Origin of the sequence: Marivirga sp. (genome assembly GCF_024636815.1) — a bacterium.
GTDB lineage: Bacteria > Bacteroidota > Bacteroidia > Cytophagales > Cyclobacteriaceae > Marivirga.
Map to the genome: position 1 here is coordinate 17,149 of NZ_JAGXGF010000206.1, position 16,072 is coordinate 33,220.

At 33.1% G+C, this 16,072-nt stretch carries 12 protein-coding genes; 4 read left to right on the forward strand and 8 right to left on the reverse strand.

The features are described from left to right. Nucleotides 1-289 precede the first annotated feature (289 nt). Entirely contained in the window at nt 290-583 is a 294-nt protein-coding gene (locus Q0L29_RS14775; RefSeq protein ID WP_296622911.1) for a type II toxin-antitoxin system RelE/ParE family toxin, read from the reverse strand. After that, nucleotides 580-798, reverse strand: a complete 219-nt coding sequence (locus Q0L29_RS14780) for a hypothetical protein (RefSeq protein ID WP_296622913.1) — start codon at nt 796-798, stop codon at nt 580-582. The genes Q0L29_RS14775 and Q0L29_RS14780 overlap by 4 nt, the downstream gene beginning before the upstream one ends. Nucleotides 799-982: 184 nt before the next feature. Here Q0L29_RS14780 and ligA point away from each other — a divergent pair, with 184 nt between their 5' ends. From ligA to Q0L29_RS14800, 4 genes are all read left to right on the forward strand, one after another. Continuing rightward, nucleotides 983-2,998 (forward strand): NAD-dependent DNA ligase LigA, encoded by a 2,016-nt coding sequence (gene ligA / locus Q0L29_RS14785; RefSeq protein ID WP_296622931.1) that lies wholly within the window; start codon nt 983-985, stop codon nt 2,996-2,998. Nucleotides 2,999-3,002: 4 nt separating this feature from the next. Beyond that, nucleotides 3,003-3,533, forward strand: coding sequence for a hypothetical protein (locus tag Q0L29_RS14790; RefSeq protein WP_296622915.1), 531 nt, complete (start codon nt 3,003-3,005; stop codon nt 3,531-3,533). Next, nucleotides 3,505-4,407 carry a 4-hydroxy-tetrahydrodipicolinate synthase gene (gene dapA / locus Q0L29_RS14795; RefSeq protein ID WP_296622916.1) on the forward strand — a complete coding sequence of 301 codons (903 nt, stop codon included), beginning with the start codon at nt 3,505-3,507 and terminating at the stop codon, nt 4,405-4,407. The genes Q0L29_RS14790 and dapA overlap by 29 nt, the downstream gene beginning before the upstream one ends. A gap of 131 nt (nt 4,408-4,538) precedes the next feature. Beyond that, nucleotides 4,539-5,591: a serine hydrolase gene (locus Q0L29_RS14800; protein ID WP_296622917.1), complete on the forward strand. Its 1,053-nt coding sequence runs from the start codon at nt 4,539-4,541 to the stop codon at nt 5,589-5,591. Here Q0L29_RS14800 and Q0L29_RS14805 read toward each other — a convergent pair whose 3' ends face one another. From Q0L29_RS14805 to Q0L29_RS14830, 6 genes are all read right to left on the reverse strand, one after another. Then, nucleotides 5,592-7,631, reverse strand: a complete 2,040-nt coding sequence (locus Q0L29_RS14805; RefSeq protein ID WP_296622919.1) for an OmpA family protein — start codon at nt 7,629-7,631, stop codon at nt 5,592-5,594. It lies immediately after the preceding gene. Nucleotides 7,632-7,807: 176 nt separating this feature from the next. After that, nucleotides 7,808-9,571, reverse strand: a complete 1,764-nt coding sequence (locus Q0L29_RS14810; RefSeq protein ID WP_296622920.1) for a UvrD-helicase domain-containing protein — start codon at nt 9,569-9,571, stop codon at nt 7,808-7,810. Between the two features lie 153 nt (nt 9,572-9,724). Further along, complete coding sequence (locus Q0L29_RS14815) at nt 9,725-13,825, reverse strand: hypothetical protein (protein ID WP_296622922.1); 4,101 nt, start codon at nt 13,823-13,825, stop codon at nt 9,725-9,727. Between the two features lie 141 nt (nt 13,826-13,966). Continuing rightward, a complete protein-coding gene (locus tag Q0L29_RS14820) occupies nt 13,967-14,695 on the reverse strand; it encodes an SDR family NAD(P)-dependent oxidoreductase (protein ID WP_296622924.1) in 729 nt (242 codons plus the stop codon). Between the two features lie 25 nt (nt 14,696-14,720). Then, nucleotides 14,721-15,638, reverse strand: a complete 918-nt coding sequence (locus Q0L29_RS14825) for a glutaminase (protein ID WP_296622925.1) — start codon at nt 15,636-15,638, stop codon at nt 14,721-14,723. Between the two features lie 74 nt (nt 15,639-15,712). Further along, nucleotides 15,713-16,072, reverse strand: a 360-nt coding sequence (locus Q0L29_RS14830) for a sterol desaturase family protein (protein ID WP_296622927.1), incomplete at its 5' end; no start/stop codon positions are given.

Below are 16,072 nucleotides of genomic sequence, written 5' to 3' on the forward strand. Positions count from 1 at the left end.
GTAGGAGGGATTTAGTAAAGGGAAAGGTTGAAATGGATTTAAAGGGTAAAGGAAGGTTTGAGTGGTAAGTTAGGTTGGCAGGTTATCGAGTTGGCTTGTTGACAGGTTGGAGATGTACTAATTTTTGATGTGCTGATGTTTCGATATGCTGATATATCAATTAACTGATCTAGATTGGTCTTGATACCAATCATTCCGTGCGTCATTCCCACGCAGGTGGGAATCTATTGATTTAAATCTCGGATTTAAATATGAATTGCCGTAATTTATATTTTGTAATATTATAATTTTAATCACTTGGATTTTTGTGTGAATTCCAAAAAGTAATCAAGTCAATTTTATTATGCTTTTTAATTCTATAAAATAGCGTGATGTGTTTATTGATTACACATCTGTGAATTTCATATTTTGTACTATAAGTTTGAAATAAATATGGGTTTTTGGATATGGATTCAATAATTTCATCCACTCTGTCAAGGAAATTATTGATTGACTGGAAATCCCATTCTTCCGATAAATGCTCTAGATTTTCGTTAAAAGTTTTATTGGATTCAGGAGTCCATTTTACATCATAATTTTTCATTTATATTTTTCTCTAATGTCTCTCATTACGTTTTCATGAGCGATACCTTCATCATTTAGAGATTGAGAAAGTCCTCTGGCTAGGGACTCCTCAAGATTTTTATTTTGCTTTTCAAAAGCAAAGTCTAATAAACTATTTATTGTTTTAATTAAGGATTTATCCTCGATTAACTCAACTCTTCTAATTAATTCATTTCTTTCCTCTTGAATATTCATATTATAAAGTTAATTTATTTTATAGTTTTTATCAATAAGATTGGTTTAGATTTTATGATTCAATTTTCAGTTTTTGATTTTTACAAGATTCAAGATACTTAATACTCGATACATAATTTTCATCTTTTTTAGCCAAACAAATAGGCAATTCATTAGATTTGTGATTTAAGCCTTTATGAGCAAAATGGACAATAAAACAGCCGAACAAAAAATTCAAGAACTTAGCGAAAAGCTTCACTATTATAATTATAAATACTATCAGGAAAGTATTTCTGAAATTTCTGATTATGAGTTTGATATGATGCTCAAAGAACTCATTGAATTAGAACAGCAATTCCCGGATTTGAAAACTTCCGATTCCCCAAGTCAGCGAGTGGGAGGTGATATCACCAAAAATTTTGAAACGGTTGAGCACAAGATTCCAATGCTTTCTTTAGGAAATACTTATTCTAAGGAAGAGCTAGATGATTTTGATGGCAGAGTGAAAAGAGGTTTGGGTGAAGAAGAATACCAATATTTTTGCGAACTTAAATTTGATGGGGTAGCTATTAGTTTGCATTATGAAAATGGAAAATTAATAAGAGGTGTAACTCGTGGAGATGGTTCCAAAGGAGATGATATCACCAATAATGCCAAGACTATCAGGACTATACCTTTGAAAGTTAGAGGCGAGCAATTCCCTGAATATTTTGAAGCTAGGGGAGAAGTTTTCTTACCCAGAGAAGCATTTAATGATATCAATAGAGAAAGAGAAGAAAATGGAGAAGCTCTTTTGGCAAATCCTCGAAATGCAGCTTCTGGCACGCTGAAAATGCAGGATTCTGGTATTGTAGCTAAACGAAAATTAGATTGTTACTTATATTCCTATGCAGGGGAAGATTTACCAATAGATTCCCATGAAGAGGGGATTCAACAATTGGAAAAATTTGGCTTCAATGTCTCTCAAACATACAGAAAGTGCAAAAATATCAATGAGGTTTATGATTTCATTAATGAATGGGAAGAAAAAAGACATTCTTTACCAGTTGATACAGATGGAATTGTAATAAAAGTCAATAGCCTTGCTCAACAAGAGCAATTAGGCTTCACTGCTAAAAGTCCGAGATGGGCAATTGCCTACAAGTATAAAGCAGAAAGCGCTACTACTATTTTAAAGGAAATCACTTATCAGGTTGGTAGAACTGGTGCGGTTACTCCGGTAGCTAATTTAAAACCTGTTTCTCTGGCTGGAACAACCGTAAAAAGAGCCTCTTTACACAATGCTAATGAAATTGTCCGATTGGATTTAAGAGTAGGGGACACAGTTTATGTTGAAAAGGGGGGAGAAATTATTCCGAAAATTACGGGAGTAGATTTGACCAAAAGAGATTTGGGAAGTTCTGAGGTTGAATACCTTAAAAATTGCCCTGAGTGCGGAACAGAATTAGTAAGGGCAGAAGGTGAAGCTGTTCATTATTGTCCAAATAAAAAGGGATGTCCACCTCAAATCAAAGGTTCAATAGAACATTATATTCAGCGAAAAGCAGCTGATATTGATTCCATGGGCGAGCGCACCATTCATTTATTATATGAAAAGGGTATGGTTAAGAATGTTGCAGATTTATATGATCTGACTTATGAAGATGTTTTTGAATTGGAAGGCTTTAAAGAGTTAAGTACTAAAAATCTTCTCAAAGGAATTGAAGAATCTAAAAGAATTCCATTTGAAAATATTTTATTTGGATTAGGAATTCGCTTTGTTGGTAAAACAGTTGCGGAGAAATTAGCTGCTCATTTTAAAAAAATTGACAATTTGTCTAAAGCTTCTTTTGAAGAATTGATAGAAGTTCCTGAAATTGGCGAGCGAATAGCACAGAGTGTGGTAGAATATTTTCAGGATGAAGATACTATTGAATTGATTGAGCGTTTGAAGTCAGCAGGTCTTCAATTTGAAATTAAAGAAACTGTACTAGAACAAAAAGGCAACATGCTGGAGGGCAAGTCATTGGTGGTTTCAGGAGTATTTGAACATTACGGTAGAGATGAAATAAAGGAAGTAATTAAGCAATATGGAGGGAAAGTAGTTTCGGCTATTTCAGGAAAAGTAGATATATTAGTGGCTGGAGAAAATATGGGCCCGGCCAAAAGACAGAAAGCAGAAAAATTGGGAGTGAAAATTATAAGCGAAAACGAATTTCGTAGCCTGATAAAAGAAAACTAAAAAAGTGATTAAGCATAAAATTTTATCATATAAAGTCAAAAGAGGACAGAAAAAAAATGAATTTTTACATCAGGCTTATCCTTATAATAAGCTAAAAAAGGTAGGAGTTATTTTTTCATTTGATGATTTGAAAAAGCATGAGGCAGTCAAAAAATTTATTAAAACGCTGAAAGCTGATGGGATAGAAGTAACAGCTTTAGCTTATAAACCAAAAGACACTCAAAATTTCGAATTTTATTTTGATTTTTTTGAAGATAGAGATTTCGGCTTTTTTGGAGGAGTTAACAACCCTTATTTCCAACGATTTTTGAACCAAAAATTAGAATATTTATTTTGTTTAGATGATACTCTTAATTTGTATATGCAATACTTGTTAGTGCATTCAAAAACAGATGCCAGAATAGGGGCTTATCAACCAACGGAACAGCAAGCTTCATTTTTTGAATTGATGATTAAACCTAAAGCGAGCGGAGATACTAAAATTTTAACAGAAGAGATTATTCATTATGTCAGAAAAATTTCAGGAAATAATTAAGAAATTTACGGGAGTGGGTCCCGCATTAATTACCCCATTTAAAGAAGATTTAACAGTAGACAGAGAAGCTTTAGAGAGGCTATTGGTACACACTGCCAAAGGAGCAGACTACCTTGTAGTTCAAGGAACTACAGGCGAATCAGCCACTACCTCTTTGAAAGAAAAGCAAGAAATTTTAGCTCTTGTAAAAACGCATAATCCAAAGAATTTACCAATTGTTTTTGGGGCAGGAGGCAATAATACGCAAGCCGTTATCGATTTTATAGGTCAGATTGATTTGTCAGGTGTAGATGCTATTTTATCAGCCTCACCGCATTATAACAAACCTTCTCAGGAAGGAATATATCAGCATTTTGTAAAAATTGCAGACGCATCTCCTGTTCCAGTTATTTTGTATAATGTTCCTGGAAGAACAGCGTCAAATATGAAGGCTGAAACTACATTAAGATTAGCTCAGAATCAAAATATTATAGGCATAAAAGAAGCTTCAGGAGATTTAGGGCAGTGCATGGAAATCATGGCAAACAAGCCTGAGGAATTCTTACTGATTTCTGGGGATGATTTACTGACCAATTCTATGATTACATTAGGAGCCGTGGGTGTGATTTCAGTTTTAGCTAATCCATTCCCAGAGGTTTTTGCTGATATGGTAAAAAATGCTTTAAAAGGAGATTTTACTAAATCGAATGAGAGCCTCTTTAAATTGTTGCCAATCAATTCCTTGATGTATGAGGAAAGCAATCCGGTAGGAGCAAAAGAAGCATTGCGTCAACAAGGTATTTGCGAAAATTATGTAAGAATGCCATTATTGCCTGCAACTGAGGGGTTATCTAAAAGAATAGCAGAAAAAATTAAGGAATTTCAATTAGCATAAATTTTTAAACTGTAGCTACAGTTTAAAAATTCTGTTTGCCTGTTTGGTGATATATCTACCATTTTTAATTTTCTTTTGAAGTAAACTATCTAAATTTCCCGCATCTATCTACTAGAACAAACTTAATTTCCTTGAAAAATTTACTTTTACTGATTCCTTTTGTTTTAGTTATTGCATGTTCCAAAAGCAATGAAAAATTATCCTATATCTCCAATGAAGAAAGTGGTCTAGATTCTGCAAAGCTTGATAGTTTAGATAGTTTTTTGGAATCTGCTGGTTCATCTTCTTTAATGATAATGGTTGATGGGAAAATTGACCATGAATATGGTGATGTAACTAAAAGACATACTGTACATTCAATTAGAAAGTCACTGATCAACAGTTTGTATGGAATTGCTGTAGAGGAGGGATTGATCGACACTAGCGCCACTCTCGAAGAGTTGGGAATTGATGATATTAATAAATTAACCAGACAGGAAAAACAGGCAACTATCGCAGATCTTCTAAAATCTCGTTCTGGTGTTTATCATGCTTCGGGAGCAGTTTCAGAAGAGATGTTGCTTAACATGCCAAAAAGAGGTCAATATGCTCCTGGAGAGCACTTTTATTATAATAATTGGGATTTTAATGTGTTGGGGTATATTTTAGAACAGGCTACAAATAAATCGGTCTATCAACTCTTTGAAGAGAAGATTGCTTTACCCATAGGTATGCAAGATTACGATGGGAAATTTACAGAAATAGACGGTGAAGACCCTAAAGCAGAAATTCCAGAAACGGATGGGTTTTATCAGAAAGAATCATCAAAATCTAAATATCCAGCTTATCACTTTCGCCTTTCTTCTAGAGATATGGCACGGTATGGACAACTCTATTTGCAAAATGGCAATTGGAATGGAAACCAAATTGTGCCCGAGGAATGGATTGAAGTTAGTACTACACCATACAGTATTACTAATCGCGGATATGGTATAGCTTATGGAATGCTTTGGTATGTCTTGTATCCAAATGAAAATAGAAGTACTAAGTCTTATTATCACACGGGTAACGGAGTGCATATGTTGGGTGTTTATCCAAGTAGTAATATGGTCCTAATACATAGTGTAGATACAGAAAATAACTATAGTTTTCATAAGGGGCATTTTTACCAAATGATTTCCATGGTTTTTGACAGCTTTAAATAATCATTTCTCCACAATCGTAAATTCTACTCGCCTGTTTTCAGCTCTTCCTTCCTCGGTTTCATTACTGCGTATAGGAGATGTTTCGCCTAAGCCTTTTGCATTCATTCGTTGCGCTGTGATTCCTTTATCTAAAAGATATTGCATTACAGATTGAGCTCTTCCTTCACTTAAAGTTAAATTATAATCATCACTTCCTTTACTGTCTGTATGGCCTAGGATTTCTATTTTAATGCCTGGGTTTTGCATCATTAAATCAGTTAGTCTATCCAATTCAGGAAAGGAAGCTTCCTTCAGTGTTGTCTTGTCAAAATTGAAATAGATATTATCAATAATAACCGTTTTTCCTACTTCTATAGGAGACATTAATAGTTGCTTATTATACTGAGTGAAATCCTGATTATCTGCTATAAGAATTTCATCTTCAAGGTTAAGATAATTTATTTTTTTTCCTCTTATGATGAGTTCACCAGCTTTGGGAATTGAAACTTCAAAGGTACCATCAGTTTTACTTTTTGTTTTTGTGATGGTAGTATCTTGAATTTCAAAAGTTAATTCAGCTTCTAAAGGTTCTTGCGTTTTTTCATCCAGGACTATTCCTGAAATAATATAGGGCTTAAAAGCCTTGTTCATTTCATAATCCTTTCGAACTTCATATTCATAAGTTCCTTCTGGAATTTCTACATTAAATACTTCCTGAACTTCTTCATAATCCTCTGATACTATTTTTATTTGATATTCCCCACCACCTTCTAATGTTAGGCTATAGCCTCCATCTTTAAACCTGGTTCTGGTAGAATCTTTAAAATTATTTTTTTTGACATAAACCCCCGCATTAACGGCTTGCAATGTTTTTGAATCGGTAATCAATCCGTATAAATTCACTTTAGTTTTAATAGGGGTTAGAAGTAAATCCTTATGAATAACCGTATCATTCATAATAGCTGATAAGTCAAGGGATTCGTTTAACTGTTCATAGCCAATTTTGGCTGCTATAAATCTGAATGACTTATTTTTATAGGTAATGAATTGATAATTTCCATCCGACTTTACATCTAAATTTAAAGGTTTATCATTCTGAGGTTCGGCCGTCAAGTAAAGGGATAATGGTTTTTTACTTTCAGTATCTAAAACCTTTCCTTTAATAGTAATTTTGGCCTTAGGAATTAATCCGTAAATATTCATATTACTGCCATCTGCACTCACATAAGTTCTTGTTGTAAAAGCATTGTTCCCTGATTTGTCAACAGAAAAGTAAGAGTCAAAACCATCAGTATTAATAGGAGGCCCAATATTTTCAGGTTCACTCCATTTTAGCCAACTATCATCTAATCTTCTTACTTTCCAAACATCTACGTCTCCCAAGGTGCCTTCACGATTACTAGCATAATACAAGACTTGATCCTTTTCAGCCAAATAAGGACCAAATTCATCTTTATAAGTACTTAATGATTCTATCATTTTAGGTCTGGAGTAAGATCCATCAGCTTGTCGTTTACTTAAGTAGAGGTCGCTGAAAGGCTTTTTCTCCCTTTCATTCATGTAGATGATAATGGCACTTCTGTCTTGACTAATTGTGGCTCCAGAGAATATTCCTTTACTCATGTCCTCATAACCTTCAATCTCAAGTTCTTCAGGTCTATTCCAGCCATTTTCATCTTTGGTAACTATGGAAAAGCCTTTCTTTCTTTTATTGCTACCGCCTCTAATAAATAAAGAATTACCCTCATCAAGTATGGTAAATACCTGATTAAATTTTCGTTTATTAAATGGGGATTCCATATGGATTGCTTTTCCCCAGGTGCCATCTGCTTGTTTGTCAGAGTACCAAATGTCTTGAGAATTATCTCTCCCTTCATTATTTTCAGGATGGTTTGTGATCGTAAAGTATAATCTTTGATTATCAGGAGTTACTAAGGGAGCACTTTCATGATATCTTGAATTAACCTCATCATTAAGTTCTACCAATTGGTATAATACCTGCTCATTTTGACTATATACAAAAAATGGAATGTGGAAAAGAAGTAATAGTAGTTTTTTCATCTTTTAAAATTTACCATAAAGATTAATAAAAAGAAGAAAAATAGCTATTCATCGATTAATTATATCCATTCGTCTGTAATATTTGGTCCAAGATTACTTTAAAGTAGGTGGGGTCATTCACAGTTTTTCGGTAATTTCCTTGGTCGGTGGCAGGTTAACCATGATGTGGGTACATTTTACAAATCCTCGAAGGAATATAATTTCTGAATTCTCGCTCTGATAGCTCCTTTTGTTCTACCGAAATGATTTGCCAAATCTTTTGTACTTAAGCCTTCGTCAAACATAAATTTTAATTCTTTATCCAGTTCGTCATTCCAGGGCGTATATGCAGATTTGTGTTTTTTTCTCACCTCTTTAAGATCATAAGCCTTTTCTTCAAAACTGTTCAATTTTAAATCTTTTATGGAAGCATTGCTCTCTTCCTCTTTTCTTTTGAGTAAAACAATCTGAGCAGTTTCTGCCCAGTTTTGAGGTAGTAATTCTTCTTCTATAAAAAGTTTGTTTTGAGTTCTGGTTACAGCCACATACAACAAATTGATTTCTTCATTAAGTTTTTGTTTTATCAAATCAGACAGATCTTTTTGTTGCGCCAGTTTCTTTAATTTCTCTTCTGTCAAGAAATCATTCACCAGCTGAACGGAATCATATTCCATTCCTTTGCATCGGTGCACAGTGGAGAAAATGATATGAGCTTTATCCCGATCTTCATTTTCTACATGCTTTTCTTTCAATTTTTTGATGTATTTTGGAATTTCATTTCCGTATTCTCTGACCAATTCCACCATCATGCCCAATTGCATATCCTCTGTTTTGTCAATGTATTCTTCCAAATCTTCCAGTGCCTTCATTTTTTTAATCAAAGGATCTCTGATGAATTTTCTTTTGCCATTGTATAAATTCAAAACATCATATAGTGAAGTACCATCATCGGCATAAGTATAAGAATTGATATTGCCTTCGAAATAAATACCATCTAAATTCTCCCTTTCGGAAATGTAATCGATCGCTTTGGTCAAAAGCCCAAGGTTGGTGCGAGCCAAAACGGCTTTTTGTTCTCCTTTTGAAGGTTCTCCTTTTCCTTTTATCCGGAATTTCACATCAGCTTGAAGATGTTTTTTTCTTTCGACTATAGCTTGAGCCAAGTTTGCGATTTTGTCATTAAACCTGAAACTGCTTGATAATTCAAATCCTTTGAAGTCTACCATTTCGAGTGAATTGACTGCATATCGCCATGAATAAATCTGCTGATGCGTATCGCCAACAATTATCTTTGTAGCTTTTTGATTGAGGAAAACATCCAGCATAGCAGGGGAGGCATCTTGACCTTCATCAAAGAGGATATAATCATATTTTAACTTGGGGTTCTGAAGTTGAAATTTCTTCAGGTAGAAATCATGGGTAATGGCAATTTCACCCTTATTCATTTTAGCTAAAAACTCACGCGTTTTCTTTTTGATATAAGAATAATTACCCTTTACAAAAGCTAAGGCCTTTTTGTCTGAAATGGTATTTTCATAATTCAATTCCTCAACTTTTAATGCACTGCTGTTGCAGAAATAGGCAGTGAATTTATTGATATGGTTGGCGATAATCATTTCTGCTAAAGGCTCGCTAGATACTTTAATACCTAAAATATCGGCTAGTTCATGGTTTTTATATCCATTGCTGTTGATTTCCAGATTATTACCGATTACAACGTGCTTGAAAGCCAGAGAATGGGCTGTTTGTACGTCAACATTGAATAACTTTTTGGATTTAAATTTTTTGGATGCTTCTAATTTTACTGATTTGTTAAAAGCCAGATAGAGTATTTTGCTGTTTTTAGGTCTGCTTTCAGCATAGGCAATTAAAGTGGTGGTTTTCCCTGAACCTGCTACTGCATTGATTTTTATATTACCATTGGATTGAATAATTGAGGATTGTTCTTTGGTTAGTTGCATTTGGTTGATAATTTTTAGAACGATCCTATCTTTATAGGATCAGTAAGGATTTTTTTATTTGATAAAGCATTGAATATTAAAATTATTAAAAATATACTAATCTAAAAACTTGATTGGCCTTGAAGTGTGGTACCCTCTGAAAAGTTAGTTTATTCAATCTTCAATCTCTTCAATCACTTCCTTATTTTCTTTGTAATAGGCTTTGGCTTCTTCTTTACTTTTATTGATTCCTATACTGCTCACTGCACCACTCAAGAGTGCCTTGGCCCAGAAATTGAATATAGAACGGCTTTTAATGCGCTCGTAGAAAATATTACCTTCTTGCATTTTGAACCACCTTGGATTTTTGGAGCTAACTACAAAGCTATTAGCGAAAATAGTTTTCAAGTTGTTACCAAAGCCTTTGGATTGATAGGTTTCACGATCTAAAATATCAATTTTAAGATCATTATAGCGAAACTCCATTAAACCTTCAGCATATTCATCGTTGCCTTTAAAATTAATGTTCACTTCTTCATTATAGCCCGAACGAATTTCGATAGCACCTAAAGGAATGAGCATTTCATTTAAAGCGGTCAAGTCTAATTCTCCTACCTTTCCAAAAAAATGAAATTCACCTTTTTTTGAGGGCATCGGAAAATTCACTTTTGTAGTGAAATTAGCTTTTTCGTTAAGCTTTCCTTTAGCTTGTAGTATCATGGTTTTATCATTTTTAAAATGATGCGTACGTAGGTTAAATAGATGTCCACTATCAATATTAATACTCATATTTCCGATTCCTGAAGTTTCTTTAGGCATGATCTCGATATGGATATTAGAATTCACAAAAATAGTATCTACACTAAAGGCAAAATCCAATTCAGATAGTAATACCTGGGGCATAGGGACTTTATTGTCATCGTTATGAGGTATATTCAAATCACGAAAAACGGTAAAGTTTCCATTTTCCATTTCTAATTTATTAATAATAAATTTTTGACCTATTAGAAGACTGTCAACATTGAGTTTCTTAACTTTTAAAGCAGTGAAATCTAATTTAAACCAATCATTTTGATAGTCAATATGATCGCTATATTCAAAGCGGTCGTATTTGGAAAGCATTTTTATATCATTTGCTTCAAAGTTAGATTCAGGATATCGGAAAATGTAATCTTTGGCAGTAATCGTATAATGTTTCCCAAAACTTTCTTTGTAATTCTTCCCACTGAAAACCAAGGAATTTATGTGGTGATGAATATCTTTTGGATTTAAGATGGAATCCAGAGCCAAGTTATTTATAGATAAATCTGCTTTTCGAACGTAATAATCCCGTTCCCTTTCTTCGTGATACACCTTAATATTAATGTCATTTGAAAGGAGATTTTGAATTTTTAGAGATTTAAATGGTAATTCAATCTTTTGAGGAATTTTCTTATCCTCTTCTTGTGTAATTCTTAGGTTTAAGTCCGTTTCAATGCTACTTAATTCTTGAATGTTCACTTCATTATTTCGAATATAGTCTGTGATTATAGCATTTTTCATTTTTATTCCCCCAATTGCTAATGAGGTGTTACTATCATCTCCAGTAAACTTAAATTCTTCAATTTCACCTGTTTTATTAAAGCTGCTATAATTTAGATTTCGAACCGAAATGGTGTCATTTGAAGAAGAATAGAATTCAAAACTTTCATTACTCAAACTGAAGTCATCTGCAAAAAATAAACGTTGACTGTCATTCTCGGGAAAGCTCAAATTTCGGAGTGTAAGCTTTGCATCAGTACTCACTAACTGACTCTTTTTCTGTTTATTATTAATTAAAATTATGCTTGAGCCTATTAAGTCTATCTTACTGTTTTGAACATTAAAACTGTAATCACTTTTATCTTTACCTGAGAACTTGAAATTCTTTTGTATATCACTTAATCCAATATAATTTAATTGAGTAATACTACTCAACATACTGTCTGCCTCAAATCGATTATTTTTAATTAGAGCATCTTTATTGAAATTCGTAAAGCTGATTTCGGGGATTTTAATGAAAAGGGATAAACTATCATTTAATTGTTTTGGCTTAATATGAATATCCTTGAGATACAGGTTATTTAGATTTTTTGGAAGATATAATTCAGCCAGACTTATTTCATGGTTTATTTCTCTATCCTCAAAATTTAATTCTTTTGCCAAAACTTGAAAAAGCTCCACCTCATTTTGATAGTTTAATTCTATATCAAAATCAGCTATGCTAAGCTTCCTAAATTCATCAATTTGGTAGTTTAATACACCTTTTTTTAATAAAATATTAATTGGTTTCTCCGGAAATTGCCATTCATCATTTCCACTTGTTTTCTGTTTCAAATCTTTATAGTTTAATTCTATCTGAGGTTTGAAAAGTGTTACACTGTCTAAGTTGAGTTTTTTTCGATTAATAATGCTATCAAGCTCGAGCCCCTTAAAACTTAGATAATCAACCTTTATTTGATCTCTTAAATCTTCATATGTGAAATTTAATTTTGTTAAATCTAGTGAGTGGAGGTTATTTTCTGATTGAAAAGTACTGACTTTGAATTGACCCTTTTTAAGATTATAAATCATTTCCTGACCATTAACTAGGGTACTATCTGCAATTTTATGCCATGAATGAAAGCCTGAATCAATTTTAAGGAAATGAGATTGAATATTGAGGGATTTACCGATTAAGAAGTCACCAACACTTACATCCGTATTAAGAACGGAAAATTTTTTGAGTTTTATTTCATTAAAATATTTACCTAAGATTTCAAATAATTTTTCAGGTGTAATAATTGCATTTTGCTCCTTTGAATTTTTCAGATAGGGAGGAGTAATGGTTATTTTAGAATTTCTTAAAGCCAGATTTTTTAAATCTATTCGATCATTATCGTAAATATCCAAATGGGCAATGCCTTCCATCTCCAATAATGGTAAATTAAGATTAAATTGAGTTAAAGTGCTGTCATCTAGACTTCTTGAGGGTTTTACTTCCAAATTTTGCACCAATAAAGTGGAGTCTATAGTATTGAAATTTAGCTTTTTGAATTTGATGTTATGTAAATTATCGGGTAATAGATAATCATAATCATTGATTTCAACTGTTGCATTTTCAAAGTAATGGATAACATTTTGAATATCTCTTTGTGTAGAATCCAACTCTAAATTAAAAAGGTCTATGCTGATATTATCCGACAAAAACCTTTGCTGATTATCTCCCTTTAAGGTAAGATTTAATCCACCTTCCTCTATTCTTAAATCATTGATTTTAATTAAATCAAAAAGTGCCAATAGGGAAGCCCCAATGCTATTTTCAGCTTGTTCAGTATTTTGTTTTTTCGACTTTAAAACAGATTGAATTTTGATTTTTGGTTTAGGGATATTGACTTGCTTCACGATCAAAAAGTTATCCTCATAAGCTTTAAGATAGTTTATTCCTTTTAGCTCCAAAGTTGGGATGTCAATATCATAAACATTTTGTTTTTCCTGTTGGAAGACTTCTCTTGGGTTAATGTCTTTTCGGGGATTGATTTTAAAATTATTGAAATTAAGAATGGAATCTTTTGTGGAAAGCTCAAATCCTTCAAAACTTAGTTCATGAATACTGTCAGGCAGTAAGATGGATTGTTGATTTACTCCAAGGTTTATAGCTTCAGAATAAAAGATTTTTTTTCTTTTTTTATCCTGTGATACTTCAAAATTTTCAACTGAAAAATCAATGGCTTTTAATCTGAAATTACTTGGATAATGATCAATTGTCCCACTTCTAACCTTTAAATAATTGATTTGCAATAAATCTAGGTATTCAGAAATAACATCATATAATTCTCCTGTTTCTCGACCAAATTTGAGTGGTTTTTTTTCGGGATTAATTTTGGTCATAAATAATAATGGATCAATTACTTCAATACCATCTACCACCAGTTCTTTGTCTGTATAAATTCTTATAACCGATTCAAGTGAAATATTTACTTCACCAACCTGTGCTTCATAAATATTTTTTGCATTGATGGTGTCTTCTCGATTTTCAGGAGTGGCATACAGTTCGATATTTCGAATATTTATCGACTTTCTTAGAAAATTTAAATCAATTTCCTCATATTCCAATTGATAAAGTCCCTTGCTTTCTTTGGTGATTAGTTCTTGCAGGTATTCACCTGAAATTCTGTTTCCCATTTTTCTCAACTGGTCATTTACAATGTAACCAATTGATACTATGAGAATGGCAATAGCGATAATGCGGTATAAATTTTTTCTTTTTCGGTTCATATTACTTCTAAAAGCTTAAGATAAGCTTTTTGAGTGAAATAGTGGGGATTTACATATAAAAACTAAATTTAATCTTTCTAAAGATTAATAAGACTATAAATATAGGTGTTTTTATTAAATTATATTTATAGTTGTTTGTAATTAAACATCTCTAACATCCAAAATCACATCCGAATACTGCTCTAAATTATCAATAAAGTGAAAATACTTTTCAGCTACTTCTTCTTCACTGCTCAACTGATTTTCTTCTTTTAGGTTTTTGAATTTATCTACACCGCTGAATGATTTTTTATCAGTATTGCGTATTTGGGTTTGCATTTCAGTGTCTACTACTCCTGGTGCAATGGCTTTAATGATAAAACCGCTTCTGTCCATTTCTGCTTCTTTAGCCGCTACCTTTGAAACCATGTCCAATGCTGCTTTTGAGGCGCAGTACCCTGACCAACCGTCCACAGCATTTTTGCCTGCTCCTGAGCTAATGTTAATGATAATTTTTTCTCCTTTGAAATCTTTAAAATCCTTCATAAACTGATTCATCAATAGGATAGGGGCACTTACATTCAAATCAAATAAATGAGGGATACTTTCATTTTCGATGCCTCCTAAATGTCCTATATCACCAAGTGTACCAGCATTATTGATGAGTACAATTTTTTCGTATTCTTTTGCTTCCGAAAAGAATTGAGGTAATTCTTTCTGTAGGATATGAAGATCAGCTAAATCACAAGTCTTGGCCTTATAATTTTCATGTTCAATGGAATGAGTTCTATTGAGTCCCCAGACATCAGCTCCAGTTTTCAGGGCTTTTTCTGCTAATCCTTTTCCTATTCCCTTACTTGCTCCTGTGATTATGAATAATGATTTTTTCATGGTTTAAATTTTATTCTTTTTATTTCTAGAAAATAGACATTTCCGTATGAGTAGTGAATAATTCCAAAGCATGCATGCCTTTAGCAGAATTTCCTTTTTCATTTAGTTTCGGGCTCCACACGGCTATGCTGAATTCACCTGGCAAAACAGCAACAATTCCTCCGCCTACACCACTTTTTCCTGGTAAGCCAACACGAAAAGCAAATTCTCCTGATTCATCATAGAAGCCACAAGTCAACATCAGGGAGTTGATCCTTTTAATTTGATTAGGTTCTAAGAATATAGTGCCATCTGGTGCACACTTTCCATGTTGAGCAAATAACTGAAAGCACCAGGCCAATTCCACACAGCTCATATCTATAGAGCAAGTATAAAAATAGAAATCCAGTACATCTTCCGGATTATTATGAATGTTTTTAAAGCTTTTAATAAAGTTAGCCACAGCAACATTTCTGTAGCCCATACTTTTCTCTGATTTAAAAATCTCTTCATTGTATTGAATCTTATCAGTACCTTGAAGATCATGAATAAATTGTAAATAATCTTCTTTTGGGTTCTCTAATTCTGATAGAAGAATATCACAAATTACAATAGCCCCAGAGTTGATAAATGGATTTCTGGGAATACCTTCTTCATGTTCTAATTGCACTAGCGAATTAAAAGGGTCTCCGGAGGGCTCTACATCTACTCTATCCCAAACTTTATCGCCTATGCATTGAATAGCCATACTTAAAGTGAAAACTTTTGAGATACTCTGAATGGAAAAGCGCTCGTCATAATCCCCTGCATTGTAAGTTTCGCCATTTACAAATTGCAGCGATACTCCAAATTTAAAAGGATCAATCTTGGCCAATTCAGGAATGTAAGTGGCCACTTTTCCCGGAGTGTCTACGGAATTTACGGTATGTAAAATATCATCGAGTATTCTGTTGTAGTCTTCCAAATTATAGCTTTTGTTTCTTTTATATTACGGCAGCAATGAATGTGAGATACAGTAAAGTAAAAATCAATTTAATTTTAGATGGCATTTTTAACCTCACCTTTCTTATTAGTCACTTTTTCAAAATCAGTATCGTAATCTTTTCTAAGCGTACCAAAAACTCTATCCCAAATCAACGTATAAAGCCCAAAATTACCGTGGAATTTCTTGTGGTGCATATTATGGGCTACTGAAGTATTGACAAATCTGCCAATCCATGTCTTATGGAAATTCCTTGTCCACAATTCAAATCCTAAATGTCCATATACATTATAGATGATTTGAAAGATAAAAAATATAACAATTGCGCTTCTATGAGTGGGAATTGTAAAGGCAATCAAGGCAATAATTCCTGCTTCTAAAATGGCTTCTAAGGGATGAAAAGCATAGGCAGTCCA